A 25,748-nucleotide genomic window follows, 5' to 3' on the forward strand; every position below is an offset into this window, starting at 1 on the left:
ATCTATAAAAAACCACGCTTAAAAACAACACACCCATGCCTATTTCAGGTTAACCGCTCCCATAGCACGGCTTGCGAAATCACATGATATAATATCATGCTTTATTTCGATTTTAGGCATACATCGCCATTTCTACTTTTGGTTTATAATCCTTTTGTTTTGCTATTTTAGCGCTTATATGTGAGCTTGGATTTTTTATTTTGCTGTGTTTTTTGCTTTATTGCCATCGACCCCACATTCAACATCAAAAGACGCTCCTTGTATATATCCCATACTATCGGCCAATTATCTGGCACAGGCGCCAAAATATTCCTGACAACTTTATTGCGGGACAACTGATAAAATACCTCAGCCACGATCAATCCTTCAATTTCCCCCACATGACTCAGTTGGCTAAACGAATTTGTGTTGTGTATGCGATAAAGATATAAATCCTCATCCACATAAACTGGCTCACATTCGAATATCGCCCTCAACACGAACTCCCAATCATGCACATAGAGCAATGGCTTGAATTGACCAATCCGTTCGTATAATTCTCGCTTAAACACAAAGTTTCCAGTTGAAACCGCCATATTCTGGGCCAAAAATCCAAAACTTAAAGCCGGAAAGTTAGCAGAAACCTGATCTGCGAAATCAAACACATTCCTCAGGGAGTCGGGCAGTCTCCAAGGAGGAATGGCCATATTATTATCATCAATGGCCCTGACCTTGGAAAAGGCGAACTCCGTACTATTAAGTTCCATAGCCTCAACCAGTTTAGAAATTCGCTCTGGATGATATAAATCATCCGAGTTCATTAAACTGATAACCGTACCTTTGGATTCCCGGATACCACGGTTAATACTAGCATGCGCTCCCGAATTCGTTTCATTCTTCAAGAGGAGTACCGACGCAAATCGGGAATCCACTTCGGGAGATGACAGCCACTCCGCAGCCACCTCCAGAGTAGCATCGGGCGAACAATCATCCACAATCACAAGTTCCAAATTCGGGTAGGTCTGCTCCGCAACCGACGACAAAGCCGCCACGATATAGCTAGCATGTTTATAGGCCGGAATAACAACACTGACTAATTCATGGTCTGTTGGGTTAGACAACTCTCAAAACTCCATCGAATAAGGTTTCTATATTTTTTTGCTCAGCACGTTGAAACACTCCCATGCGGTATTCCCCCGCATCCAGCTGGGATAACTCCCCATAAAAATGGTAGCCTGCATAGAGCGTAACGGATTCTCCCATTTCCGGAAATGTATTCGCTACATCTTCGCGTTTTGCCCTTCCTATGACCGAAGCGAAATAGCGTTTCCGATTATTTACATGCTCAAGGAAAAATAGCGTGGCGCTTTGGGCACCCACATGGGCTTCGGGAGCAATGCACCAACCCGCGAACAAAGCACAGCGTCGATGGTCGAGCGTGATATGTTCATGCAGCGCTTGGTTATTTACTGTATCCAATACCCCATGGCCTCCTCCTTTGACATTATGGTTATATTCCAGTATCGAAGAAGGAATTGGGCTAAAGATCACCCGATTAAATTCCAAAGGGGTTTTCATCGAATGTAACCGCCTTAAATATTGCAACGAGCGGTCGCGCGCCAGCAATTGCGATTCAATATCCGATATCCAGTCTTCCAACTCCGAACCGCTCAATGAACCCTTCGCACGGGCATAATCGGCCAATATCCGCCAATCACTACGTCCGGTTAATCCACGTCGGGTGGATTCAAGATAGGCTCGTCCATGGCGTATATCCGGCTCCAGGTGGGCACCTTCGGCCCATTCATTCCAAGCATTAATGAATATAAACCTTTCGCCGGCAGGCAATGCGTTACGGGTTTCCTCCACTATCGCACGCAACCACATCTCATAGGTTTGCGGCTCCGAGTCCACAAACAGGCTGGCCCGTTTACCACGCCGCGGGGTATTATCCCAACCAGGAATAATTCCACGATAGCGTCTATAAGGGGCTGGTTCCCTCAGCATCACTTGGATAGCGTACTGGCGATAATCATAAATCCCACCACTGAAGTCCTTATCCAAATCCTCTATTTCATTGGTTACAGTCTCTGCCGGGGAGATATTCAAAGGCGGAAATTCAATCGAAGAATCGAAACCACTTCCATAGGGATCGTTAAACCCGGTAAATTCGACAGCCGCCAGATGGATATTAGGCAATCCCTCGTCCGCACAGATTTTGCGCCATACCGCAGCCGTGCGCTTTGGATCGGGAAAAAGATTTACCCGATATACAACCAACAGTGGCGCACCATTAATTTGAATATAGCGGGGGTCTTTGAGTATCGGAATAACATCCCGGATGAACGCAACATCCGTTTCCGGGGTATGTTCTTGTTTCAACAAGACCTCGTCTTCCGAACCATCCCACCGTTTGGACCAACTTTCATTCGCCCAGCAGATACAAAATGGAAAATCGGGGCTACCGGATTTAAGCATATCATCCAGGGGACGCTCCAGGATGCGGCGTCCCGCGAACCAATAATAATAGTAGCAAAAACCATAAATTCCGTATTCCCTGGCGAGCTTGGCTTGGGCTTCACGCAATTCCGGCAGGCGAAGATCATAAAAACCCAATTCGCCCGGTATATGGGGTTGTTCATGGCCCGGAAAAGAAGGTTTGGCCTGGGTAACATTGGTCCATTCGGTAAACCCAGGCCCCCACCAAGCGTCGTTTTCAGGGATAGGATGGAATTGAGGCAAAAAGAACGCGATTGCCTTCACATTAGCCGCGACCTCGTTCTCGACCGGGTCCTTGTCCAAAAAGGTTTCCACCGCTATTTTCTTGGCCGATCCCGACATAGGTACCGGTTGGGGATTGCACCACCCCAATAAATCTCCCACGCTGGGCCATTTCCCCTTCAAATTGACCAATACGAGATTGGTTCCCTCGATCTGCACTAATAATTCGCAGGGGATATCGCGGTCCAATTGTTTCAGTTCGGGAGGGAGGCTAACACGGTTCCATTTGAGGTGGAATCCGCAAGCGGGCAAGGGAACGCCCGCGCTGGCCGAAACATCGTTACGGCTGAATACCGTATAAGCCGTACCAATGATCCGGCTCCGTAGCAAAACCCTGATTTTCAGGGGGTCGGATGGTTTGGCAAGGTTGACAGCCCAGCCTTGGATACCGTTTCCATCGATGATATCGAGGCAACCGAAATACCCTTGTTTAGCGCCCTGGATGCCATCAAATGAAATATATTGAACCGCCACCCCCAGGCTTTCCCGCAATTCTTCAATATCCAGGTAATCGGCGGCATGGCGCAGGTGATCGACCAAACTGCGGGATATTTTCGCCTGGTCCTCGAGGCGATATGCCAACGCCACGGACCCGGCATCCGACTCGAATTCGATCATGCCCTCTTGGTCGAGGTTTTTCGCCTTCATCAGCAACAGGAAGTCGGTTCCCCTGGCCGCCTCGGTTTGTGGATAGAAGCCCGAGCTATCGCGGTTGAAGCGGTAGATATTCTTGATGAGGTTCTTGCGGACCCCTGTGACCTTTATCGATTTCACAGGCGCATCGGCATCGCCAATCGTGCCCGCGATCACCAGTATTCCTTTCACCAACAAAGCCAATTGGATTTCAGCTCGCAATCCCTTTTCTTGCTCAGTCATGTCATTACCCGAATGTGCGCTCTATATTCAAAACCCAAGGACGAACCGGAAGAACACGCGCGAATATCCCATTCGCCAGCGCCGATCCTAGCCGTATAGTCCTGATCAAAATTTTCCGGGGGAAGCCATCCCACCCTGCCCTTCCAGGCACCGAAGCGGGAATCAAAACGAGGGCGATCCATGCGGGATGGTATGGGCAAGGCTAATAGATAAACCTTGCCGACCTCAGATGCCTTGTTGAATTATAACCATCGACTAATCACCGGACCCATGGGCAAGGGATCGTCGATCAAATCCTTGGCGTGACGGTGGTGGGATTCGAATATCGAGGTGATCGCCGATTCCCCCCCTTCCTGGTAAATCCGATACCATATCTTCCAGTGATCCCCACCTATGTCCTTCTTGCCCATGGCCTCGGCGGCCTCGATGGCCCGTCCGCCATTGATCACCTTTTTCCTCGCATGTTCCTGAGAGCGTAGGAAATATTCGCGGTAATGCAAGCCCAGCCGTAAACCCCCCGCATAGGATTTTATATCCTGGCCGCGAAAAGTCGCCACATGGTTGCCCTGGCCTATTTCCAAAAACGGATGGCTCCTAACCACAATCTTGGAGGAATTGTGGGAAAGACGCTCCCGGTAACGGAACCGCCGGAACATGGGTTGCTGTTTTTCCAGTGCATAAAACTCGCGGGTGGGCGCGTACTGCGCCTTGGGCAATAATAGCGCATTCACGGTTTCCGGCACGGCCGCCAGTATTCCGGCCAAAGGTTTTTCGGCACAGAGGAATTCGTCGGCGTCGATGGGAAATACCCAGGCCACCTCGGGCCACAGGCTGCAAGCGACCCGGAATCCCGCCGTGGTGAACTCGGACTGCAAATGCCCGACGATGGGATCCTCCATGACGATGACCACGGCATCCTTGAAGGTCGCGGCGAAAAACCCGATTTCCCCCCGGGTGTTGTCGGTCGATAGATTATCGATCAACACGAACCTGCGGAACCCCAAACTATAATGCCATAGCAAGTTGATGAAAATTATATCTTCTTCGTCCTTGACCATCGACACATAGGCGACTTGCGGCAGGGGCGGGCCGTACCATACCAAGCGGTGCTGTCCGGCGAGGTCGCTCCCCGCCAAGTCCTGGGAGAGCACCCACATCCGGCTATCGCGGTCGATACCCTCGATGTTGAGTAATTCGGCATACCGGCCCATCACGAACAGCGCGTAGGCCAACATTTCCTTCATCTGCGCGTCCTGCCGGATGGCCTCGGTGGCCTCGCCATAAAGCCGGGGCACCTCTTCCCAACGACCGGCTTGCAGGGCGGACCGGGCCAAGCCCAGATATTCCTGTAACCCGCTCATCGCCACCACCCCGCGCGGCCCCGCCCGGCCCGGATTGCCATCGTCAACCAAATTTCCAGCATCTATTTATGCGATCCTTCCGGCAACATCCATCGGCCACTAAAAGGCGTTCCGGGGATTTCATGGGGACCGAATTTGAAGGACTCTTCCGGTCCGCCGTTGCTCAAGGCATTCCTGAGATGGAAACTGCCATTGGAACCGTCATAGCATCCGACACCATCGACGCCATCCCCGTTCCAATCCCCGGCGATGGGCAGACAGCCAGGGCCGACCCGGTCCAACCGCAATTTATGCTGGAACGGCCCCTCCGACAAATTGTCGCGCAAATAGAAGGTAGCGGTGGCGGGGTCGAACAAGCCGATGCCGTCGACGCCGTCGCCATTCCAATCCCCGGCGACCGGCAACCACCCCTTGCCCTGGCTGCCGAACGCGAATTCGAGTTCGGGCAAGGCGGGCGCGGTAAGTTGGTTCCGCAACATGAATACACTGCGGTCGGGATCGTAAAAGCCCACGCCATCGAGGCCATCGCCGTTCCAATCGCCGACCAGGGGTATCCAATTGGAATCATGGGGACCGAAGGGAAATTGTATCTCGGGTTCGCCGATGGAATCGCTGCGCCATAGGAAGAAGTACCGGCTGGGGCGGTGGAAAAAGCCGATGGATTCGATCCCGGTCCCCAACCAATCCCCGTACAAAGCGAAGGATACGCCGTCGAGCCGCCAAGGCAGCAAGCGCCCCACACTGCCCCGGTAGGGGTCCCTGATGACCGCCACGCCGGGATTCTGGAACAGCAAACCCACCGTGCTTTTCGGCTTGGCCGTCAGGTTATCCAGCAGGAATACATCGCGGATCCGCAAGGGAGCCTGGGGTGCGGCCGAGATGGACGCCGCCATTTCCGCTTCCAGCAATTCGGCATAGGGCGAGGGCTGGGGGATTTCCGGCGGGGGTGGTTCGGGAAGGACGGTCTTGTCCTTGGTTTTCCCTTTGGAAAACGGAAAAGCCTTAAAAATATCCTTGAGACTCATCGGGCTTCCGGATTGGTTGGGCTACGCGGCACGGCGCTGGGTGGGTTCGGGAGCATAGGCGGTCCCGTCCCCGTCGCGCTCAGCCACCGCCGACAGCCCGCTTCGCCACCCCCAGGGTGGTTTCGGCGGTTTCCACGGCGACGTCGGCGCTCAAATCATAATAATCTTTCAGTATCTCGGGAGGCTCCCAACCAATCACCGCCGCCGCGGGAAACGCGGGTTCGGCCTCGAACAGCTTCATCAGTGTCCGGTTGATACGCCGGGGGCTGGCGGTCAACGGCAGGAGCCGACCGGCCTTGGTACGCCGTATCCGCTCGCCGACCGCGCCAATATCCAGGGCCAGGGGATAGAGTCCGTTCTGCCAAGCCTCGGACAAGGCGAAACAATAGGTTTCGGGCCAAGGACTCAGGAACAAGGCGATCCTGGCTTGGCTGGCCTCGATCAGGCGCGGCAGGTCTTCGCGTTGATAAGCGCCATAGATCGACACGTTACCGAACCGGCTGAACGCCTGGTCATCTCCGGTATAGCCGATAATCACGAACCTCAAGGGCAGGCCTTCCTTTTCGGCGTTGCGGACGCAGCGCAACAGGATATCGCTGCCCTTATGCACGCCTATCGCGCCGATGACCGCCACGGTATAGGGTTCGCCCTTGCGCACCGCCGGGATTTCGCAGCGCGGTTCCAGATGCGGCAAGACCCGGAGATTCGACAGCGGGAAATGCTCGCGGAAACGTTGCGCCACATCCTCGCTGGGCGCGAAGATCCGGCGGGCCTGGCCCAGGACTTCGCCATAAACGGCCCGCCACGCGCCCACATCGCTGCCGAACTCCGCGTATTTGTCGTCGAGGTCGTGTTCCAAGCCATTGAGCTTCACACAGCGGGTACAGGCTTCCGGGGTGAATTGCGACGCGCCACAGTAATAGCCGGTTTCGTCGATCATATTGATACGCGGACAAATCGGCAGGTAATCGTGCGCGGTGAAATCGTAGGCCGTCCCCAACAGCCGGGGCAATTCCCAAATGCGCTTGGGATAATGCATGGTTTGATGGTAATGGATATGCCAAACGCGGAGATCGCGCAGGTCCTGGGTCAGCCGCTCCCAATCCTCTGGATACCGATAATGAATCGTATAAGGCAGGCCATGGCAGACCAATTGCCAGCGCTCGGCGGTTACCGACATCAGTTCCAGTACCGGCACACCTTCCCGCGCCAAACCCGCCGCCAAGTAATCCGCCGCGCTTTGGGTGCCGCCGCCCAGGCTATGGATCACGAACAGCATATAGCGCGGGGCGTGTTCCCGCAGCAAGGCTTTGGAAACCGGGTTACGCGCCTGGGCCATCGGGTCTTGGACGATGAAGCGCTGGATGGTCGCGGCATAATCGGGATAAAGCCCGTTCAACTTGGCCAGGTTGCGCTGAATCTGGTCCTTCTTGTTCTCGGCGAAGGAAACCCCGCCCTCATGCTCGACAAACACATCACAGGCCGCCACATGCCGCCATCCCAAGGTGGCGGCGCGTAGGCAGAAATCGTTTTCCTCGCCATACCCCTTGCCCCATTGGGCCTCGTCGAAATAACCGATCTCGTCCAAGGTATCGCGCTTGATGTACATACAAAACCCCACCGCCGTGGGGATATCCACCACCAGCCCAGGGTTGGATTCCGCGAACAAGGCGTCCAAACGCTCGACCGAAAGACCGGGCGGGATCGGGTTTTCCCGGCAAAATCCGGGGAAACTGCAAATCGTGGCGTTATTGGACAAAGGCGTGGCGGTACCGATGTTTTCCGCATGGTAAGCGGCCCCCCGCAAGCGATCCAGCCAAGCGCCCGCCACCGCCGTATCCGAGTTGAGCAAAACCACGTCGCGGCCCGGATGCAAGCGCATCCCGCGGTTCACGGTTCCGACGAACCCCAGATTGTCCTTGTTTTCCAGATAGGTGAACCGCCGCGCCTGGGCGAGGTTCCTCAGTTCGGCGCTCAAATCGGCATCGGGGCTGGCATCGTTGATGACCACCAATTCCATCGGCGTTTGGCAGTGGGCGGCGGCCAGTACGCCGGCAATACAGCGCAGCGCGTCTTCCCGCCCCAGATAAACCGGCACGATCACATCCACGATGGGCTGGCGGTCGTGGTGGCCGGGCAACTTGACCAGGGAAGCCAGTTGTAGATCGATCCGGCCAGGGATACGCTTGGCCCGGCGCAGTTCGTTCGTCGCCTTGGCGATGATTTGGGTACGCAGCCAAGTGGTGACATCCTCGTCGAAGGCCAGCCCGCCCGCCAAGCTTTGCCAACGCGAACGGTCGTTCAAAATCTCGGCGAGGGTGGTCAGGGAACGCAGGGCGATGTCGTAAGGGGTATAGACAATGCTCGGACCGAGTACCCGGAGTTCGGTGCCGGCCAGGCGCAGGTCCAAGGTGAGGCTGGCGCATTCCCAACTCTGCGGGCGTATCCTGAATTCGAAACCGCTACGGCTGCCGGGCTGTTCCGCGATATCGGGGCGGACCTGGTCGGCTTTGATGACGGCGGTATGGAGGCCGTTCACGAACAAATCCAGGGCTACCGGCCGGTTGGGGGCGCTGGTATTGACCACCCAACCACTGACCCGCTCGACGCCCGTGGTATCGACATAACCGCGATAGCCGGCCTGGATTTTAAGCGTCTGGCCTAGGCGTTTGGGCTGCCCCGCCTTGCCCACCACCTCGATTTGGATCGAATGGGGCTGGGTATCGAACACCTTATCCGGCAGGGTTCCCCGGAAATCATAACGGCCATCGGCCTGTGCCAAGCCGATCTGGCCGTCGGGAATCTCGCCCTCCCGTTCCCCGTCGATCAGGAGGCGCAAATACGGGCGCTGGTTCTTGGTGGAAGCGCATCTTTCGCGCACCCAGCCCACCAAATAGCCATCCTCTTCCAAGCGGAAATCGCCATCGTACTCCCCGCCGCCCAGTTGGATCGGGCTACCTGGCAATTCATTGCCGGTCTCCAAGCAGTGGAATCGGTATTGGCGGGTGGCTCCGTTCAACAAATCCTCGTCCGGTTGCCAAACGAAACCGCAATTGCCATAGGCCCGCAACTCGCTATCGACCCGCGGCAGGTGGGCCTGGGTTTCGCCGACCTTGTCGCCGTCCACCGTCACGGCCAATTTGACGGGATGGTGTGGCCGGTCGGGATGGAAGGCCCACCCGAAAACCCGGCCCGCCCGGATACCCTCGACTTTACCCAGCAACCGGGCGGTCTCCCGTTGAAGGGCCGGGGCATCGCCTAACTGCGGACCGAAGAGCGCGACCGCATAACCTTTGAGGATGGTTTTTTCACCCTCGTAGCCCGCGAAAATAGCGCCCAGCCAATCGCCCAAGGTGTGGTGTTCTGCCAAGGGCAGTTCAGGGAGTTGGAACGGTGCATGGCGGGTTTCACCCACCTCCAGTATCCATACCCGATCCCGGCGCCAATGGGGGGCCAGCGACCGGGAGAAGAAATGCAGGAATCCGCCTTCCAGCAAAGCCTTCATGGTCTCGGGAAAATTGCCGGACCTCACTGTCGGCAACATCTGCAAGGAAACATCCATCAGCCCCATGCCTGTCGCGGCGGACCAAGGCAGCCTGGCATAAAACAACCCATCCGGGCCGGATAGATAAGTGGGGGGAATAGCTGCCAAAGCGAGCGCTATTTTGCGTCTGGTCACCATCCCCAGGGTGGGGAAGGACTTGGCGACCCGCAGCATCAGGATGTTTTCCAAACGCAGGCGGCTTTCCGGGGACAAGGTCGCCAACCACTTTTTCGGAAGTGGCGGGGCTTTCTCGCATTCGACTTCCGCCAAAACCCGGGCTTCGGCATCGGCGATCCGGACACGGAAGCTCCCGCGTTGCGCCAAGCCTGGTTGATAGGCGACCAAGAGATAATCGGGACGTTCTACGAACTCCATCCCCAAGATGGGCTTGCCCATGGGAACATCGTCCAAGAACACATTGATCTGACCTGAAATCTTAGCCTCGCGCCGCCAATACAGAATCAATAAGTCGTCGTAAGCATGAATCTGTAAAGTCTGTATCGAGGTCATCGCTGATTAGGAGGCTTGCGCAATGGTGGGGGGCGCGGTGGCCTCCCCAACCGTTTGCTTGGCGAAGAGTAGCTTCCTTAGGAATAGGAAGCTACTTAAGGGGTTTCACCGTTGAAATAACAACGGATTAGAGGTGGAATTGCCCGTTAAGGTTATCCTGGCTCAGATCGTTGGAATCGACGTTCTTCAAGGTGATCTTGTCACCATTGGTGAAGGTCAGGACAGTATCCTTACCATCTTGCGTGATGGTAACGTCGGCATTAGCACCCGAGATATTAATGCTGCCATCATTGTTACGGTCAGCGATTTGCAAGATATCGCCCTTCTTGAAATCGTTGATCGTATCGTTGCCAGTGGGCTCGTTGCTGAAAAGGAATACATCGTTCCCTTTCCCGCCAGTCAACACATCGTTGCCGGCATTGCCAACGAGGGTATCGGCACCGTTGCCACCATTGACGGTGTCGTTGCCAGCCCCACCCTGTAGGAAGTCGTTTCCTTTGTTGCCATTGATGGTGTCATTGCCAGCCCCACCGACCACGGCATCATTACCTGCTCCAGCGTTCACGGTGACAGCACCGGTGCCCGTGTTTTGGATGAAGTCGTTGCCCTTGCCGAGGTTAGCGGCATGGTTACTGTTGTCGGTGATGATGATGTCGTTATCGCCTTTACCAGCTGTGATAGCGGTATCCTGACCAGTACCGACCGCACCGTCACCGCTGCCGGCGAAGTTGGCAGTTCCTGTGCCCTGGTCACCGAACACGATAAACGTCCTACCAAGGTCGGTGACGACGTTCTGCTGGAAGCCACCTTGATCGGTGGTGGTGTTGAAGACGCTGTTGTCGTAGAACCCGTGGAAGAACGTGCTGATTTGGTTGAACTGGGTGTCGTTGTTAGGGGTACTCCCCGAACTACCGATATGAAGGTTCAGCTGTGCGCCGCCGATTTCTGATGCCATGATGAGTTCCTCTTAAGTGTGTCGTTGAAGCCGTTCCAAATGTTGTTGAATAAAAGCCGAGGTCACAAACACTCCATCAAGGACTGTTTACCCAGTTTATATAATGTAGTAGTTAAGCCTCTTGGCGCAAGCCCCTAGAGACAGATTCCTCGAAGGTCTTAAAGATGATATCGAAAAAAGTCTTTGACTTTGTTTGGATGAATGCGTTAAGGGGCATTCCCGGTGCCAGGGAAACTTCGGGTAGATCCTTAAGCATGTCCGCGTCGGCCCTAATATGAGCCAGGAAGTAATAGGGCGCGCTAGGATTGGATTTATCCTCAAGGGCATCGCCCGACACATAGATAACCGTACCGGCGATATGGGGAACCGTGCGGCTATTATAGGCTAATAATTGTATATCTGCATGTTGGTTCACATGAACCAATTCAATATCCTTGGTCATGACCTTAACCTCCATCAGCAACTCCTGTTGCTTAGGAACCAAGTCCATCAAGGCATCGCCAGGCCTGATCACCCCACCGATAGTCGAGACTTTCAGGTCTATCACCTGCCCATCGCTAGGAGCGATCACACGGAAGCGCTGGACCGCCAACTCGGCCGGTTGGATTTTCTGCTGTAATTCAAAAATATTACCCTTGGTTTCTTTCAATTCATCATCTGCCAATTTGATATATTCATTGCGCAGGTTGATGATCCTCAACTCCAATTCCTTATGCGCTTGCAGGGAAGTCCCCAGCTTGCCTATAGTCTGGCCCAGATTGGCGCGCATATCCGCCAACGCCTCCTGCCAACCCATATAGGTGCTTCTATCGACGAATTGCTTGGAGCTTAGCGCTTCCCCCATGGCTACCCGCTCTTCTTTCAAGCGGATACTGCGCTCGGTTTCCTTGATTTCTAATTGATAGCCTTCGGCCTCGCGGGAAACTTCAACCATCTCCTGGCGGGTTATCGCGATTTGCTCGTCAACGCTCTTTTTCTTAGAAAGAAATAAAGTTTTTTCATTGATCAACATTTCCCGGACCTTGGGGTCTTGGCTAGCCAAGAGCCCGCTGGGAAACTCTACCTTGTCCGCGAACCTCTGCTCGGCCTGGAGCCGGGCCTCCTTGGCTAGGAGCGCGTTGAGCTGATCCTTCAGGATAGTCAGATTGGCTTTGACCTCCGCATCCTCCAATACCACCAGGGGATCGCCTTGGTTCACATATTGGCCTTCGTGGACCAGGATTTCCCGGATCACCCCGCCTTCCAGATGTTGGATGGTTTTGCGCTTGGTTTCGATCTTGATGATGCCCTCGGCAACCACGGCTCCCTGGATCGGTGCCATGAAGGCCCATGCGGCGAATCCACCGACGAAGAAAACGATGATAAACATCCCGGCCCGCACGATGCGGCTGGCTTCCCCGGTCTCGTCAAAGGTAACAGTCAACATAAAAGCTTAGGAAATAGCTCGAACTCGATGAAAGCCGTTCCCAAACCGCAGGGAACGCATTGTTCAATAAAAATCAACACCGACCCCTGCCAACTTCCGATTCATCACAGTTTATCCAAAAGCGGTAGCCCGGGCCGGATCGGTTTGTATCCGATTGTACGGGGAGCCGCCGCCATATCCAAGACGTGCCGCCCACTTAGGCGGCGATGCCGCTTCCCAGGGCCGGGGGTTCCGAAGCCGGAGCGACCACGCCGCTCACATGCCCCAACCGGCGCATGATCTCTTCCCGAGGCCCGAACATCAGTTGCTTGCCCTGGCCCAACACCAGGATTTTATCGGCATCCTGCAACAAGCTGGGTTTGTGGCTGACGATCACCACCGTCGCCCCTTCCGCCTTCAAATCGCGGACCGTGGCCAGGAGAACCAATTCGGATTGGCCATCCAGGAAGGTATTGGGTTCGTCCAGCACGATGAAGCGGGGCCGCCCGAACAAGGCCCGCGCGAAAGCGATCAATTGCCTTTGCCCACCCGACAGCTTGTTCCCGGCCACCCCGATCTCGGTATCGTAGCCCTTAGGCAGGCGCAGGATCATGTCGTGCGCCCCGGCCCGCTTGGCCGCCTGCACGACCTCCGCCACCTTGCTATAAGCGTCGCCCATGCGCGCGATATTCTCGGCCACGCTGCCCGGAAACAATTGCTGCTCCTGGGGCAGATAGCCGATGTGTTCGCCCAAGCCATGCTGCGCCCAATGAAAGATATCCGCGCCATCCAAACGCACCGAGCCGTCGCTGGGCTGGTAGATGCCCACCATCAAACGCGCCAGGGACGATTTCCCCGAGCCGCTGGAGCCGATCACGCCCAGGACTTCGCCCGCTTCCAGTTTGAAATTCACCCCGTTCAGGATCGTGCGATCCCGGTCCAGGAAAAATAGCAGACTTTCCACAGACAGGTGGCCTTCGGGCGGTGCGTGGCGCAGACCCTCGTTCATCCACAAGCGATCCTTCAGCAATTCTTCGAGCCGAGCATAGGAGAGGCGGAAGTTCAAAAAGGAACGCCACGCCCCCAGTACGTTCAGGATGGGTGAAATGGCCCGGCCCATCAGCATGGTCGAAGCGATCATGACGCCGCTGGTGACGCCTTGGACATTGATCACCAAATAGGCGGCGGTGCCCATCGCCAAGATATGCAGCACATGCTTGACGAAGAAAGACACACTGATGATGGTGCCCACCCGTTGCAAGGTGATACGCGCTTGTTCGAGGTATTGATCATTGACCTTGCTCCAACGGGACTGCACGTTCTCCTGCATCGCCAGGGCGCCCACCACCTCGGCGTTCTTGAGGATATGCCCCATAAGGTCGTTGGATTCCCGTTGCTTGAGGTTGGCTTCCTTCTGGTTCTTGGAGGTGATCACGTCCTCCAGCCAAGTCAAGGCGAACAACACAACGGAAGTTCCCACGGCGATCATGCACAAGGCCGGATGGAAGGCCCACAGCACCAGCAGGAACACCGGTATCCAAGGGACTTCGAAAGCGGCTTTAAGCCCAACACCGGACATGAAGCTTTTGATGATATCCAAATCCTCCATCGCGTGTTTATCTCCCTCGCCCTGCCGCTTGAACCGCAGGATGGTATCGAACACCGGCTGCCGCAGCTTGGAGTGGATGGTATCCCCCAGTTGCTTGAACAAGCGCGAACGCAAGGATTCCAGCACCGCCTGGATCGCCAGCGCGAACATGAAGATCAAGGTGATGACCATCAGGGTCGAGTTGCTCCTACTGGTCAGGACCCGGTCGAACACCGTCATCATGTAGAGCGGGGTCGCCAGTGCGAACAGGTTGACCACGAAACTGAAAATGGCCAGGTAGAAAAAGAAGCCCCGGCAATTCGATACGACCTCGCGCGGCGTCATAGCACAGCATCCCCCACGAACAACAAATGATTGGACAACACCCCATCGACCAACTCGCGGTAGCGGCGGATGGACTCCGCCACATCGTAGCGCCGCCTCATATCGGCGCGGGCCTTGAGTCCCAGTTCGCGGTCGCGGCGGGGGTTTTCCAGCACCCGGTCGACCATGTCGGCGATCTCGCCGGGGGAGAAGAAATCGACCAACAGGCCGTTGACCCCATGCCTCAGGAACTCCCGCACCGGCGCGGTATTGGAGCCGATGACGACGCAACCCGCCGCCATCGCCTCCAGCAACGACCAGGACAGCACGAAGGGCACGGTAAGATAGACGTGTACGGAAGAGATTTGCAGCAACTTCAGATATTCCTCGAAAGGCAGGCGCCCGACAAAATGGACGCGCTTGGGGTCGATGGTGGAACCCAGTTCGCGCAGCATCTGCTCGCGGTAGGTTCCCGCCGCGGGCGGACGGGCGCTGTAGCTGACCTCGTCGCCACCGGCGATGACGAACTGGCAATCCGGCCGCCGCCGCCCGATCTCGGCCACGGCCCGCATGAACACGGGGAAACCCCGGTAGGGTTCCAGGTTGCGGGTGGCGTAGGTGACGACCGGCTGCTGGCGGGTCAAGAGCTGGCCGTTGGGCAGACGGAACGCCGCGTTCGGGTTGGGCTTGATCCGGACCGTGTCCACCCCGTCGTGGATGACCGTGATCTTGCGCTGGAACTCGGGGGGGAACAGGCTCCGCTGCCATTCGGTCGGACTCACGCCGAGGTCGATGCCCACCAACCCCAGCAGCTTGGTCGCGTTGGCGGTGCGGATGCGGAAGGCATCGCTCAGCCCCAACGGGAAATCGGGATCGAAATCGGCATCGACACCCCTGGCATGATAGTAAAATTCGCAATACCCCACCAGCGGGGCATGTGGATAAATGTCCTTGAAATACAAGGACTCGCCCCAGCCGAGATGGGCGAGGGCGATATCCGGCACGAAGCCCTCGCGCTTGAGGTCGGTCAATTTGGCCGCCACCGCCAAGCCGTTGGCGATGGCCTGCTCGCTACTGTATAGGTACTCGCTGGACACCCCGCCCAGATGGGCTCCGCCCTGGTAGGTCTCGACCCTCAGCCCCTTGAACCGGTATTGCTGGGGTTTGAATTCCTGGCAGATGCAGACCAATTCATTGCCGGGCTCTTGCGCCAAGGCGTGGATGAAATGTTCGAATTGTCCGGGAAGATTCTTATGGATGAAGAGTAGCTTCATCGTCACACCTTAAACCGCTCGGAAATCCCCCCTTGGGGGAAGAGGATCGATTGCCCGCCGCGGGGAATACCCGCCGGGGAAGGCCCGGCACCCCGCCATCCGGTGCCGGTGGAAAAAGCCCAGGCCAGGCTCCCTAGGGAACCCGCCAAGGCTCCAGCTTGCGCCCGGCGGGCGACCGCGCCGTGGCTTTGGGAGGCTCGTCGGCGGGCGGCTGGCCGGGCAGCGGAGGCTGCTTCGACAGCAGGCCGGGCGCATGGGGCCGGTGGATCAAGGCGTTCACCGCGTCGATATCGTCCCGCGCCAAAGTGCCGGCGGCCTGCTTGAGCAATAATCCATTGCGTAGATAGTCATACCGCGCCCGTGCGTAATCGCGCCGGGACTGGAAATAGGTGTTCTGCTGGACCAATAGATCGACCGCCGATTGCGTGCCGACCTGGAACCCGAGTTGGCTGGCCTCCAGGGCCACTTCCGCCGATTTGACCGCCGTGGCCAGAGCGCCCACCTCGCCTATGGCCGCGAACACGCCGCGGTAGGCATCCTTGACCTGGCGCTGGGTGGCGCGGCGCTGCTGATCCACCTGCGCCATCGCCTGCGCGTAATAATCCCTGGCCTGCTCCACCTTGGCATTCACCCCACCCCCCGAAAACACCGGGACGTTGACGTACAGGCCGATGGTCTCGCTGTCGTTGTCCAACCCATAGGGCGGACGATTGCTGTGATAAAGGCCCTTGGTGCCCTGGATATCCACGGTCGGCAGATGACCGGCGAAATTCACGTCTATGGCCTGCTTGGCGACCTCGGCCCCGCTCATGGCGGCGATGATATCCATGTTGTTCTTCATCGCCATATCGCGCCAAGCCTCGATATCCTCGGGCTGGGGCTTGTTCAGCGCTACCTGCTCGGGCACCTTGGCGAGATCTATATCGATGTTGCCGAGGATTTCCCGCAGGCTTTCCTTGGCGTCGTTCAGCTTCTGGTCGGCCACGATCAAATCGGCCGCCACCTGGTCGCGCTTGGCCTGGATCGCGTTCAGATCCACCAACGAACTGAAACCCACCGCCAAGCGCTCCTTCACCTGCTCGATCTGCACATCCAGGCTATGCAACTGCATGGCGGTCACCTCCAGGTTTTCCTCGCCATACAGCACATTGAAATAATTGGTCGCCACCCGCACCGCCAAGTCCTGGTAGGCGGCCTCCAGCTGGGCCTGGGCCTGGGCGATCTGGTTGTCCGCCTGCCAGAGCTGCACCCAATAATCGTAATGGAACACCGGCTGCGACAAGCGCAAGGTGAATTCGCCGACTTGGTAGGTCACGTCCGTGAATTGCTGGGTGGTGATATAGGAATTCTGGGTCGAAGTGTGGTTCTGCGTGTAATCGCCGTTGAAGCTCACGTTCGGCAACAGTTTGGCGAGGCTGATCGGCCGGTTCTTCTGGATGGCGTTGCGCTTCGCCTCCGCCTGCAAGACCAGGGGATCGCCCTTGAGCCCCAGTTCGTAGGCTTCCAATAAATCCATGCCATAGGACGGCAGGCTTGCCAGCCCGCAAAGGACCAGCGCGGGAATCGTTTTGTTCATAACCTTTCTACGAGCCGCCCGCCCATACGGCAAAACGCTTATATCCATCAAGCATACACGAAACCTGCGCCAATCCAGCCCAACCAGACGAGGTGGAGCGTGGGACCACCGTGACGCCGATCCCGGAACCGGGCGGGACGCGGGATAGCGGCGGCGGTCCGCGACCCTCCCCCGCCGCCCTGCCGGAAGCATTGGTCGGCACCGCTTTCCTTGGCGAAACCCCAATGGGCGCGGGCGGAAAAACAAGGGCGGGCGGGACCGGACCGATGCCGGACCCGCCGCGAGGTTTAATGGGCGGGCTTGGGTGCCGGGGCAGGGGCCGCGGGGGCGGGTTGCGCCGGTTTTTCGGCGGGCGGCTGGGGCTTGCCCGCTTCGAGGCCGGGCGCGGCGGCACCGGCCGGGGGAGCCGGGGGTTCGGCGGGTTTGGGCGGCAGGCGGTTTTCGATCTTGGCCTTGCTCTCCAGTTCGGCCATATGCTGTTGCAGTTTCTGCGACTGCAACATATTGCGCAATTGGTCCTTGACCGCGTCGAAGGGCGGCGGTGCCTGTTCGCGGGATTCCTCGCGCTGGATGATGTGCCAGCCGAACTGGCTCTGCACCGGGGCCTTGGTGGTTTCGCCGTTCTTAAGCGCCGTCACGGCCTCGGAGAACTGCGGCACCATCTGCTGCGGGTTGAACCAACCGAGGTCGCCGCCTTTGTCCTTGGAGCCGGGGTCTTTGGAATATTTCTTGGCGAGGTCGGCGAACTTGCCACCCTTGTCCAGCTTGGCGAGGACTTCCTTGGCGGTCTTCTCGGAGTCCACCAGGATGTGGCGGGCCTTGAATTCGGTGGCCTTGTTGGCGCCGATGCGCTGGTCGTATTCCTTCTTCAGCTCGTCGTCGCCGACCTGGAGGGTGGCCATGTAATGTTCGACGGCGTTCTGCGCCATCGCCAAGCGGCGGGCGTTCTCGATGCGGGCGGCGAACTTGGGGTCCTTGTCGAGACCTTGGGACTCGGCTTCCTGGGCCAGGACTTCGCGCTTGATCAATTCCTCGACGATCTTGTCGTCCGGCGCGGAGCCGCCTCCCGGACGCCGGGCCAGTTCGGCCTGCACCGACTCGAACGCCGCTTTGCTGATCGGCTTGCCATTGACGATGGCGATAGGGTCCCCGGCCGGCTTAGCGGCGTCGGCGGCCTGGGCGGACCCCGCGGCCAGCAAGGCGCTCGCGACCGCGATGGCGATAAGCGGATATTTCTTCATGCGATGTTTTCCTTATGGTGATTGAAACTCGGCGGGCGTCAGCGCCTTCATGCTGAAGGCGTGTATATCGGCACGCAGCAATTCGCCCAAGGTCCGGTACACCAATTGATGGCGCTGCACCGGGTTTTTGCCTTCGAACGCGGTGGACACGATAAGGGCGGAAAAATGCCCGCCCCCGCTCGCGGCCCCCGCGTGCCCGGCATGGGCATGGCTGTCGTCCACGATTTCGAGATGCACCGGGGCCAGCCCGGCTTCCAGGGTGTTCCTGATTTTTTCAACACGGTCGGTCATATGGAACCTCGCTAGGGATGGTGCCCGACCCGCCGGGCGGGGGGCTAGGGGAAAACCTTCTTGAAGGGCGTCACCGTCACCTGGGCATAAACGCCCGCGTGGCGGTAGGGATCGGCCTCGGCCCAGGTCCGGGCGGCTTCGAGGCTGGCGAATTCGGCGACGATGAGGCTGCCGGTGAAGCCGGCCTCGCCGGGGTCGTCGCTATCGACCGCGGGCAAGGGTCCGGCCAACAGCAAGCGGCCCTCGGCCTGCAAGGCGCGCAGGCGTTCGAGATGGGCCGGACGGGTTTGCTGGCGGAGCGGCAGGCTCCCCGCGTGGTCTGCGCAATAGATGGCGTAGAGCAAGGCTTATTCCTCCGGCTTGGTTTCGGGCAGGTAACGGGAGAGATAGAACGATTGCAGGATCACGAACAGGAAGGTCAGGCCCAGCATCCCGAACAGCTTGAAATTGACCCAGACCTGTTCCTCGAACTGGTAGGCCACATACAGGTTGACCCCGCCGATGACGATGAAGAACGCGGCCCAGGCCAGATTCAAACGTCCCCAAACCATGGATGGCAATTCCAACTGGCCGCCGAGCATCCGCTCGATCATGGTTTTCCGGCCGATCACCTGGCTGCCCAGGAACACGGTGCCGAACAGCCAATTCAGCACGGTGGGCTTCCACTTGATGAACTGTGGATCGCGCAGGAACAAGGTCGCGCCGCCGAACACCACGATCAGCACCAGCGAAACCAGGTGCATGTTCTCGACCTTGCGGTGCCTGAGCCACAGGTAGGAGACTTGCAGGACCGAGGCGACGATGGCGACCAGGGTGGCGAGATAGATGGGATTTTCCTTGAACAGGGGATAATCGTCCGGCACCCAGCCCGCGCCAAGCTTATAGGCGATGAAAAACAGCAGGATGGGGAAAAAATCGAGCAATAGCTTCATAGGGTTGAACGCGACTGGGGTGAACTCAGGCGTAGTAATCGACGCCTAGGGTTTGGTTGAGGGCGGTGCGGGATTCCTGCTGGGCGAATTGTTCGTGGCTTAGGTAGGCTCGTAGCGCTTGTTGGGCCTTGGCGTTCAAGGCGGCTTGGCGCTCGACCCGGTCCGTAGCGTCCTCGGTGCGGTATCGTGTACGCCCTTCGGCGGGCCGGGACGCGGGATCGACGGGGCGGAACCGTTCCTGGCTGGTGCTTGGGGCGGGATTTTCGGAATTCCGGGCCGCCTGGGGATCCAGCGCTCCCACCGCTTCGGACCGCGTCCGCATCGGCGCGGGCGGGACGGCGACAGGATAGAAAGCGGTCTTGCGAATGTCCATACGGGGCTAGCCGCAGCTTTACCGATTCAATGGATATAATACACAATAATTCCTAGAACTCGATGACATAAGAGACGGGGCTCCCCGCAAGGCCACCGCCGGAAGCGGGCTCGCGCCGGAACCCCCTGCCCTATCAATTGGCTTGGAAAACCCGCTATGGACCAACCGACCCGCACCGAACTCGAAGCCGCCGCTTTCCGCCGCCTCGTGCAGCATCTGCAAGCCCACCCCGAAGTCCAGAACATCGACCTGATGATCCTGGCCGATTTCTGCCGCAACTGCCTCGCCAAATGGTACGCCGCCGCCGCCCAGGAGCGCGGCCTCGACCTCGACTACCCGGCGGCGCAGGCCCTCGTCTATGGGATGCCTTATTCCGAATGGAAGGCCCAACACCAGAAGGAGGCCACCCCGGAACAAGCGGCGGCCTACGCGGAACGCCAGCGGCAAAAAGCGGCCGCCGGGCATTGAAAATGCCTATTGCACCATGAAGTCGGTGAAGAACAGGTCTTCGAGGCCGTGGTCGGCCCCGACCTGTTCGAGGCTGGCGGTGATTTGTTCGAGGGCGGACTGGCGCAGTTTCTCGCGCTCGGCGACGGCGGCGATTTCCGCCGGGTCGCGGTTGGAGAACAACATGATCAGGGTATGGCGGATCAAGGGCATATGGACCTTGATCTTGTCGGCATCTTCCTTGCTCTCCACCAGCAGTTGGATATCGGCCCGGAGATAATGGCGCTTGCCCGCCAGATTGACCAAGACCGCCTCCAAGGGCAGGTATTCCGCGCCGCCATCCTCCCCGCCGCCCCCGCCTTCGTTGGCGAGCCCGGCGGGACTCCCGGCCCATAAGCACAAGGCCACCAACACGATTCTGACTTTTCCCATACCGGACCTCCCTATGCGGCACCACGCCGCCTCGGCCCGATTATAGTTTAAAATCCACAGCCCCCTGCCCTGCCCCGGAACCACCCCCATGCAAGCGAAATACCCACCGGGTCCCGTCATGTTCGACCTCCAGGGCACCGCCCTGGCCCCGGAAGACAAGGACAAACTGATGAGCCCGGCGGCGGGCGGCATCATCCTGTTCACCCGCAATTATCAAAGCCCGGAACAACTCGCGGCCCTGGTCGCTTCCATCCGCCACACCCGCCCGGACCTGCTCATCGCCGTGGACCACGAGGGCGGGCGGGTGCAGCGCTTCCGCGAGGGCTTCACCCGCCTGCCGCCCGCCGCCCGCTACCAAACCGGCGCCGACCCGGCCCGCTTGGCCGAAGCGGCGGGCTGGCTGATGGCGGCCGAATTGCGGGCCTTCGATGTGGACTTCAGTTTCGCCCCGGTGCTGGACGTGGAATGCGGCCTCAGCCAGGTCATCGGCGACCGCGCCTTCGCCCACGACCCCGACACCGCCACGGCGCTGGCCCTGGCTTTCATGCGGGGCATGCGCCGGGCCGGGATGGCGGCGGTGGGCAAGCACTTCCCAGGGCACGGCGGCGTGGTCGAGGATTCGCATCTGGCCCTGCCCATCGACCGCCGCGATTTCGCCGAACTGGAGCGCCGCGACCTCGCGCCCTTCCGCGCCCTGATCCAAGCGGGGCTCCAAGGCATCATGCCGGCCCATGTGGTCTATGAGCAGATCGACGCCCAACCGGCCGGCTTCTCCCCGTTCTGGATACGCGAGGTGCTGCGCCGCCGCCTGGGTTTCGCGGGCGCGGTGTTCAGCGACGATCTCTCGATGGCGGGCGCGGCCTACGCCGGCCACCACACCGACCGCGCCCGCCTGGCGCTGGAAGCCGGTTGCGATATGGTGCTGGCCTGCAACGCGCCCGAAGCCGCCGAACAGGTGTTGGAAACCCTGTCCAGCCTGCCCGCCGATCCGGCGCGGTCGGCCCGTTTGGAACGGATGCGCGGCGGTTTCCCCATCGCCCGCGCCGATTTGCTCGCCAGCGCCGACTGGCGCGCCGCCGTGGACTTGATCTCCCCCCTTGCTTGAACCCAACCATGACCACATCAGAAGAAATCGCACGGGTCGCCGCCGAGGCCGACTGCCTTTACACCGAAGCCCAGATCGACGCCGCCATCGACCGGATGGCGGCGGACATCGCCACCCGCCTCCAGGACCAAAATCCCTTGGTGCTGTCCGTGCTGAACGGCGGCATCCTGCCTACCGCCCGGCTGTTGCTGCGGCTCCGGTTCCCGCTGGAAATCGATTCCATCAAAGCGGGCCGCTACCAAGGCGCGACCCGCGGCGGGGCCGTCCTGCGCTGGCAGCACCAGCCCGACACCCCGCTCCAAGGCCGCGTGGTCCTATTGGTGGACGATGTGTTGGACGAGGGCATCACCCTGGCCGAACTGCGCCGCTGGTGCCTGGAACAAGGCGCCGCCGCCGTCCATATCGCCGTGCTGGTGGACAAGGATTTGGGCCGGGACAAACCCTGCCGGGCCGATTTCACCGGCTTGGTGGCGGAGAACCGCTATTTGTTCGGCTACGGCATGGATTACAAGGGCTATCTCCGCAACTGGCCGGGGATTTACGCCTGCACCACCGTCTATTGAGGGGAACCCAGGATGACACGCATCGCCATCATCGGCGGCACCGGCTTGACCCGGCTGCCGGATTTCAACATCGTCCGCCGCGCCGGGGTCGGCACGCCCTATGGCGCGCCGTCCGCCGATCTGGTGTACGGGCGTTTCCATGGCCAGGACGTGGTGTTCCTGGCCCGCCATGGCGATCCGCACACCATACCGCCGCATAAGGTCAACTACCGGGCCAACCTCTCGGCGCTCAAGCAAGCGGGGATCGAAAGCGTGGTGGGGGTGGCGGCGGTGGGCGGCATCCGCGCCGACATGGGACCGGGCGTGCTGGCCGCGCCCGATCAGATCATCGACTACAGCTATGGCCGCGCCCATACCTTCTTCGAGGACGGACTCGAACACGTCACCCATATCGATTTCACCCGGCCCTATAGCGAAACCCTGCGGCAACGCCTGCTCGGTGCGGCAAAGGCCGCCGGTATCCCCATGGTCGATGGCGGTGCCTATGGTTGCACCCAAGGCCCGCGGCTGGAAACGGCGGCGGAAATCGCCCGCATGGAACGCGACGGCTGCGCCTTGGTGGGTATGACCGGGATGCCGGAGGCGGCGCTGGCGCGGGAAGCCGGGCTGGATTACGCCTGCTGCGCCGTGGTCGCCAATTGGGCGGCGGGCAAGGTGGAAGGGGAAATCACCCTGGCGGACATCGAGGCCAACCTACAGCGCGGCATGGCCGATTTGGCGGTGGTCCTCACGCATTTCATGTCGGGCTGAACCCAGCCACCTCGAACGCCAGCGTCCCCGCCAGGTCGGCGTTGTCGTAGGCATGGCCCAGGCTGATATGGCCGCGGCCATGCAGGATGAATTCCTCCCGCCGCACCGGGATTTCGCCATAGCCCTCGATGGTGACGAAGCTGCCGTTGGTGCTTTTGTCGATCAGCACGAACTTGCTCTGCCGCCGCTCGATGGTGGCGTGCTGGCGCGAAATCCTCCGGTCGTCGATGGCGAAATCGTTGTCGGCCTCGCGGCCCAGGCTCACGCCGCGCTGGGTCTCGTCCAGGACCAAGCGCCGGTCCAGATAGCTCAGCACCAAACGCGCCTGCGAGGTCGCCATCGGCATCCGGATGATGGTGGCGTCCTCCTTGTCCTCCCACAGCAATTCGCAAATCCGCATCTCCTCGCTCTTGCCCTTGAGGTTGAAGGCGTCGAGGCTGCGCGAAGCCTGCCGCCAGCGCGGCGGCATCAATTCGACGGTCTCGGCGCTGGCGAGGATTTGGTTGGATTTGGCCAGGGCCGTGATGCGGGCGGCGGTGTTGACCGTGTCGCCGAAAATATCGGGCTGGTCGATGAACACATAATTGTTCTGCAACAGCACCGGCCCATGGTGCAGGCCGATCCGCAAGGCCAGCCGGAGGCCCACCGCCTCGCGCTGCTCGACGATGCGCCGCATCATGTCGGCGGCGGCCTCCATGCCCAATTCCGGGTTGGGGAAGGTCGCCATGATCTCGTCGCCGACGATCTGCACCGTCGTCCCGCCGTGGAGCTTGGTGGCCGAATCCATCCGCTTGATGCACTCGCCGATGATCCGCATGGCCTGCTTGTCGCCCAGCGATTCATAGAGGTGGGTACTGCCGGACACGTCGGCGAACAGCACGCACAGGGGGGTCAACGAAGAACTCGTCCGGGTCCCGTCGATAGTCATGGTCTTTTGGTCCTTGGTGGTCTATGGATCGGGCGGCGCTCACAGCACCTCGAACTCCAGCACGCCCGGCCCGTCGCCGCCGCGATGGGCGCAACCCAGGCTGATCGTGCCCCGCCCCGACAGCACGATCTCCTCCATCTTCAGGGGAATCTCGTGCGCCCCCTCGAAGCTGACGTAGGTGCCGTTGGTGCTGTTGTCGATCAGGACGACCTTGTCGCGCCGCCGCTCGACCCTGGCGTGTTGGCGGGAAACCCGCCGGTCGTCGAACACGATATCGTTGATGTACTCGCGCCCCAGGCTGAGGCTGCTATGGCTGTCGTCCAGCACGAAGCGGAGTTGATGATAACGCAAAGTCGCCTGGTTGAAGGCCCCCTTGGGGAGGGCGGTCGGCAACCGGGTCAGCAGGGTGTTGCCGTCGGGGTGGCGCCAAGCCAGTTCGCAGGCGCGGTTGCCCGAGGCGGTGAACGCCTCCAACAGCCGCGCCGCCTGCCGCCAGCGGGCCGGCAAGGCTTGCAAGGTGGCCTGGGTCGCCATGATCTGCCCGGACTTGGCCAGCCCGGCCATACGCATGGCGATACGCACCGTTTCGCCGAAGGCGTGGTATTGCCCGGCGAAGATATCGCTCTCCCGGACCAGGACCGGCCCTTGGTGCAGCCCGATCTTCAAAGCCGCCTGCCCCACGCCCTGGCCGGGTTCGCGGTGGATGCGGCGCATCATGTCCTCGGCGGCGGCGGCGGCGTTGTCGGCGCTGGGGAAGGCGGCCAGGAGCCCGTCGCCGAGCGGATGCAGGGCGCGGCCCCCGAAGCATTGGATGACCGCGTTCATCAATCCCAGGCAATCGAAGACCAGGCCCGCGCCTTCGCTCTCGCCCAGGGATTGGAAAATAAGGGTGGTATCCGCCACCTCGGCGGACAGCACGCACAGGGTGGACGCTTGTTTCGCATCGGGCCGGAGGAAAGTCATGGCAGCGCTCCTCGTCTAGCGTGGGCCATCGTCGATCTTGATGTTTGGATTGGATAACCCAGGCGGCCGGACCGGAGCGGTGTTCCGCACGGGTAGCGGTCATGATACAGGAGAGCGCGACTCCACGGCAGACCCCGGCCCCGCCCCGCTTGGACGTCAAGGCCCGGCTATTGCTATCCTTGCCGCCTATCCCGCCGCGATCCCGTCCGCCGGGCGGGGCCTTCTTCCCACCATTTTCGACACCGTAAACCGCCATGTTCGACACCCACCCCCTCACCGACCTCGCTAGGCGACTGGCCGAATCCGTCCCCGCCGATTTCCACCTCCTGCGCGGCGAATTGGAAAAAAATTTCCAAGCCCTGCTGCAAGCCCATTTCGCCAAGATGAACCTGGTCAGCCGCGAGGAATTCGAGGTGCAACGCGCCGTCCTCGCCCGCACCCGCGAGCAGCTCGCCGCCTTGGAAAGCCGCGTCGCCGCCTTGGAACAGAAAGCCACCGCCCCTCAACCCTAGCCCAACGGAGGCG

The 25,748-nt window shown here is 59.5% G+C and carries 23 protein-coding genes; 5 read left to right on the plus strand and 18 right to left on the minus strand.

Annotated elements, in window-relative coordinates; genetic code table 11:
* Positions 1-167 precede the first annotated feature (167 nt).
* The 15 genes from K5658_RS15330 to K5658_RS15400 form a co-directional block, all read right to left on the minus strand.
* Complete coding sequence (locus K5658_RS15330; RefSeq protein ID WP_221063979.1) at positions 168-1,100, minus strand: glycosyltransferase family 2 protein; 933 nt, start codon at positions 1,098-1,100, stop codon at positions 168-170.
* A complete protein-coding gene (locus K5658_RS15335; protein ID WP_221063980.1) occupies positions 1,093-3,636 on the minus strand; it encodes a glycoside hydrolase family 99-like domain-containing protein in 2,544 nt (847 codons plus the stop codon). The genes K5658_RS15330 and K5658_RS15335 overlap by 8 nt, the downstream gene beginning before the upstream one ends.
* Before the next feature lie 242 nt (positions 3,637-3,878).
* Entirely contained in the window at positions 3,879-4,997 is a 1,119-nt protein-coding gene (locus K5658_RS15340) for a glycosyltransferase family 2 protein (RefSeq protein ID WP_221063981.1), read from the minus strand.
* A gap of 62 nt (positions 4,998-5,059) precedes the next feature.
* On the minus strand, positions 5,060-6,022 hold the full coding sequence (locus K5658_RS15345) for a hypothetical protein (RefSeq protein ID WP_221063982.1): 963 nt from the start codon (positions 6,020-6,022) through the stop codon (positions 5,060-5,062).
* Between the two features lie 79 nt (positions 6,023-6,101).
* Complete coding sequence (locus K5658_RS15350; RefSeq protein WP_221063983.1) at positions 6,102-9,962, minus strand: glycosyltransferase; 3,861 nt, start codon at positions 9,960-9,962, stop codon at positions 6,102-6,104.
* Between the two features lie 241 nt (positions 9,963-10,203).
* Positions 10,204-11,031, minus strand: coding sequence for a calcium-binding protein (locus K5658_RS15355; RefSeq protein WP_221063984.1), 828 nt, complete (start codon positions 11,029-11,031; stop codon positions 10,204-10,206).
* 112 nt (positions 11,032-11,143) lie between these two features.
* Complete coding sequence (locus tag K5658_RS15360) at positions 11,144-12,457, minus strand: HlyD family type I secretion periplasmic adaptor subunit (RefSeq protein WP_221063985.1); 1,314 nt, start codon at positions 12,455-12,457, stop codon at positions 11,144-11,146.
* Positions 12,458-12,653: 196 nt separating this feature from the next.
* Positions 12,654-14,369, minus strand: coding sequence for a type I secretion system permease/ATPase (locus tag K5658_RS15365; RefSeq protein ID WP_221063986.1), 1,716 nt, complete (start codon positions 14,367-14,369; stop codon positions 12,654-12,656).
* On the minus strand, positions 14,366-15,622 hold the full coding sequence (locus K5658_RS15370; protein ID WP_221063987.1) for a glycosyltransferase family 4 protein: 1,257 nt from the start codon (positions 15,620-15,622) through the stop codon (positions 14,366-14,368). The genes K5658_RS15365 and K5658_RS15370 overlap by 4 nt, the downstream gene beginning before the upstream one ends.
* A gap of 133 nt (positions 15,623-15,755) precedes the next feature.
* On the minus strand, positions 15,756-17,198 hold the full coding sequence (locus tag K5658_RS15375) for a TolC family outer membrane protein (RefSeq protein WP_221063988.1): 1,443 nt from the start codon (positions 17,196-17,198) through the stop codon (positions 15,756-15,758).
* Between the two features lie 287 nt (positions 17,199-17,485).
* Complete coding sequence (locus tag K5658_RS15380; RefSeq protein WP_221063989.1) at positions 17,486-18,439, minus strand: peptidylprolyl isomerase; 954 nt, start codon at positions 18,437-18,439, stop codon at positions 17,486-17,488.
* A gap of 12 nt (positions 18,440-18,451) precedes the next feature.
* On the minus strand, positions 18,452-18,730 hold the full coding sequence (locus K5658_RS15385) for a BolA family protein (RefSeq protein WP_221063990.1): 279 nt from the start codon (positions 18,728-18,730) through the stop codon (positions 18,452-18,454).
* Positions 18,731-18,774: 44 nt separating this feature from the next.
* Positions 18,775-19,074 (minus strand): YciI family protein, encoded by a 300-nt coding sequence (locus K5658_RS15390; protein ID WP_221063991.1) that lies wholly within the window; start codon positions 19,072-19,074, stop codon positions 18,775-18,777.
* A 3-nt stretch (positions 19,075-19,077) separates the two neighbouring features.
* Entirely contained in the window at positions 19,078-19,662 is a 585-nt protein-coding gene (locus K5658_RS15395; protein ID WP_221063992.1) for a septation protein A, read from the minus strand.
* 25 nt (positions 19,663-19,687) lie between these two features.
* Positions 19,688-20,035 carry a hypothetical protein gene (locus tag K5658_RS15400; protein ID WP_221063993.1) on the minus strand — a complete coding sequence of 116 codons (348 nt, stop codon included), beginning with the start codon at positions 20,033-20,035 and terminating at the stop codon, positions 19,688-19,690.
* Between the two features lie 156 nt (positions 20,036-20,191).
* On the opposite strand from K5658_RS15400, the gene K5658_RS15405 reads away from it, so the two are divergent.
* Positions 20,192-20,503, plus strand: a complete 312-nt coding sequence (locus K5658_RS15405) for a DUF1244 domain-containing protein (protein WP_221063994.1) — start codon at positions 20,192-20,194, stop codon at positions 20,501-20,503.
* A 6-nt stretch (positions 20,504-20,509) separates the two neighbouring features.
* Here the strand turns inward: K5658_RS15405 and K5658_RS15410 are convergent, their stop codons facing one another.
* Positions 20,510-20,914 carry a flagellar basal body-associated FliL family protein gene (locus K5658_RS15410; RefSeq protein ID WP_221063995.1) on the minus strand — a complete coding sequence of 135 codons (405 nt, stop codon included), beginning with the start codon at positions 20,912-20,914 and terminating at the stop codon, positions 20,510-20,512.
* An 88-nt stretch (positions 20,915-21,002) separates the two neighbouring features.
* Here K5658_RS15410 and nagZ point away from each other — a divergent pair, with 88 nt between their 5' ends.
* From nagZ to K5658_RS15425, 3 genes are read left to right on the plus strand one after another with little or no spacing between them, the layout of a single operon-like run.
* Positions 21,003-22,019, plus strand: a complete 1,017-nt coding sequence (gene nagZ / locus K5658_RS15415) for a beta-N-acetylhexosaminidase (RefSeq protein ID WP_246628457.1) — start codon at positions 21,003-21,005, stop codon at positions 22,017-22,019.
* A gap of 8 nt (positions 22,020-22,027) precedes the next feature.
* Complete coding sequence (locus K5658_RS15420; RefSeq protein WP_221063996.1) at positions 22,028-22,582, plus strand: hypoxanthine-guanine phosphoribosyltransferase; 555 nt, start codon at positions 22,028-22,030, stop codon at positions 22,580-22,582.
* A gap of 12 nt (positions 22,583-22,594) precedes the next feature.
* Positions 22,595-23,332: an S-methyl-5'-thioinosine phosphorylase gene (locus tag K5658_RS15425; RefSeq protein WP_221063997.1), complete on the plus strand. Its 738-nt coding sequence runs from the start codon at positions 22,595-22,597 to the stop codon at positions 23,330-23,332.
* On the opposite strand, the gene K5658_RS15430 is transcribed toward K5658_RS15425, so the two are convergent.
* Together K5658_RS15430 and K5658_RS15435 are read right to left on the minus strand one after the other, a co-directional pair.
* Positions 23,319-24,260 carry an adenylate/guanylate cyclase domain-containing protein gene (locus K5658_RS15430; RefSeq protein ID WP_221063998.1) on the minus strand — a complete coding sequence of 314 codons (942 nt, stop codon included), beginning with the start codon at positions 24,258-24,260 and terminating at the stop codon, positions 23,319-23,321. The genes K5658_RS15425 and K5658_RS15430 overlap by 14 nt on opposite strands.
* Positions 24,261-24,299: 39 nt before the next feature.
* On the minus strand, positions 24,300-25,223 hold the full coding sequence (locus K5658_RS15435; protein ID WP_221063999.1) for an adenylate/guanylate cyclase domain-containing protein: 924 nt from the start codon (positions 25,221-25,223) through the stop codon (positions 24,300-24,302).
* Positions 25,224-25,477: 254 nt separating this feature from the next.
* Between K5658_RS15435 and K5658_RS15440 the strand changes: the two genes are divergently transcribed.
* On the plus strand, positions 25,478-25,735 hold the full coding sequence (locus K5658_RS15440) for an accessory factor UbiK family protein (RefSeq protein ID WP_221064000.1): 258 nt from the start codon (positions 25,478-25,480) through the stop codon (positions 25,733-25,735).
* The last annotated feature ends 13 nt before the right edge of the window (positions 25,736-25,748 follow it).

This window comes from Methylomagnum ishizawai (assembly GCF_019670005.1).
Classification (GTDB): domain Bacteria; phylum Pseudomonadota; class Gammaproteobacteria; order Methylococcales; family Methylococcaceae; genus Methylomagnum; species Methylomagnum ishizawai.

Excerpts from the sequence above, each read along its gene's own strand:
- K5658_RS15335 (WP_221063980.1), bottom strand. The coding sequence starts at position 3,636 with ATGACTGAGCAAGAAAAGGGATTGCGAGCTGAAATCCAATTGGCTTTG.
- K5658_RS15340 (WP_221063981.1), bottom strand. The coding sequence starts at position 4,997 with ATGAGCGGGTTACAGGAATATCTGGGCTTGGCCCGGTCCGCCCTGCAA.
- K5658_RS15345 (WP_221063982.1), bottom strand. The coding sequence starts at position 6,022 with ATGAGTCTCAAGGATATTTTTAAGGCTTTTCCGTTTTCCAAAGGGAAA.
- K5658_RS15350 (WP_221063983.1), bottom strand. The coding sequence starts at position 9,962 with ATGGGCAAGCCCATCTTGGGGATGGAGTTCGTAGAACGTCCCGATTAT.
- K5658_RS15355 (WP_221063984.1), bottom strand. The coding sequence starts at position 11,031 with ATGGCATCAGAAATCGGCGGCGCACAGCTGAACCTTCATATCGGTAGT.
- K5658_RS15360 (WP_221063985.1), bottom strand. The coding sequence starts at position 12,457 with ATGTTGACTGTTACCTTTGACGAGACCGGGGAAGCCAGCCGCATCGTG.
- K5658_RS15365 (WP_221063986.1), bottom strand. The coding sequence starts at position 14,369 with ATGACGCCGCGCGAGGTCGTATCGAATTGCCGGGGCTTCTTTTTCTAC.
- K5658_RS15370 (WP_221063987.1), bottom strand. The coding sequence starts at position 15,622 with ATGAAGCTACTCTTCATCCATAAGAATCTTCCCGGACAATTCGAACAT.
- K5658_RS15375 (WP_221063988.1), bottom strand. The coding sequence starts at position 17,198 with ATGAACAAAACGATTCCCGCGCTGGTCCTTTGCGGGCTGGCAAGCCTG.
- K5658_RS15380 (WP_221063989.1), bottom strand. The coding sequence starts at position 18,439 with ATGAAGAAATATCCGCTTATCGCCATCGCGGTCGCGAGCGCCTTGCTG.
- K5658_RS15385 (WP_221063990.1), bottom strand. The coding sequence starts at position 18,730 with ATGACCGACCGTGTTGAAAAAATCAGGAACACCCTGGAAGCCGGGCTG.
- K5658_RS15395 (WP_221063992.1), bottom strand. The coding sequence starts at position 19,662 with ATGAAGCTATTGCTCGATTTTTTCCCCATCCTGCTGTTTTTCATCGCC.
- K5658_RS15400 (WP_221063993.1), bottom strand. The coding sequence starts at position 20,035 with ATGGACATTCGCAAGACCGCTTTCTATCCTGTCGCCGTCCCGCCCGCG.
- K5658_RS15405 (WP_221063994.1), top strand. The coding sequence starts at position 20,192 with ATGGACCAACCGACCCGCACCGAACTCGAAGCCGCCGCTTTCCGCCGC.
- K5658_RS15410 (WP_221063995.1), bottom strand. The coding sequence starts at position 20,914 with ATGGGAAAAGTCAGAATCGTGTTGGTGGCCTTGTGCTTATGGGCCGGG.
- nagZ (WP_246628457.1), top strand. The coding sequence starts at position 21,003 with ATGCAAGCGAAATACCCACCGGGTCCCGTCATGTTCGACCTCCAGGGC.
- K5658_RS15420 (WP_221063996.1), top strand. The coding sequence starts at position 22,028 with ATGACCACATCAGAAGAAATCGCACGGGTCGCCGCCGAGGCCGACTGC.
- K5658_RS15425 (WP_221063997.1), top strand. The coding sequence starts at position 22,595 with ATGACACGCATCGCCATCATCGGCGGCACCGGCTTGACCCGGCTGCCG.
- K5658_RS15430 (WP_221063998.1), bottom strand. The coding sequence starts at position 24,260 with ATGACTATCGACGGGACCCGGACGAGTTCTTCGTTGACCCCCCTGTGC.
- K5658_RS15435 (WP_221063999.1), bottom strand. The coding sequence starts at position 25,223 with ATGACTTTCCTCCGGCCCGATGCGAAACAAGCGTCCACCCTGTGCGTG.
- K5658_RS15440 (WP_221064000.1), top strand. The coding sequence starts at position 25,478 with ATGTTCGACACCCACCCCCTCACCGACCTCGCTAGGCGACTGGCCGAA.